This is a genomic window from Pseudomonas sp. SIMBA_068, assembly GCF_046534705.1.
Classification (GTDB): Bacteria; Pseudomonadota; Gammaproteobacteria; order Pseudomonadales; family Pseudomonadaceae; genus Aquipseudomonas; species Aquipseudomonas putida.
Map to the genome: position 1 here is coordinate 1 of NZ_JAWRYI010000725.1, position 264 is coordinate 264.

At 52.7% G+C, this 264-nt stretch carries 1 pseudogene; it reads right to left on the reverse strand.

The window, feature by feature from the left end:
* Window positions 1-264, reverse strand: a pseudogene (gene ynfH / locus SB756_RS31155) (selenate reductase membrane anchor subunit YnfH); the annotation flags it as partial.

Here is a 264-nt window from a genome sequence, read left to right on the forward strand (position 1 = left end):
GTTATGCCAGGTTGGCACGGTGTCGATTTGATACACGCAGGTCATCATCCAGACGAAAATGACGCCGAGCGCCATGCTGAAAAGTAACCAGAGTTTCCCCAACGCTTGCGGCATTTTACCGATGACTGCCACCAGCCACCATAATCCGCCAACGGCAAAAAATATGGAACCGGCAGCAATCTCGTTACTCAGACCAGAAGCTCCGATTCGATTCAGCGAGTTAAACGCCCGCAGTGGCGATCCCAGGTGCATGACAGAGGCAAT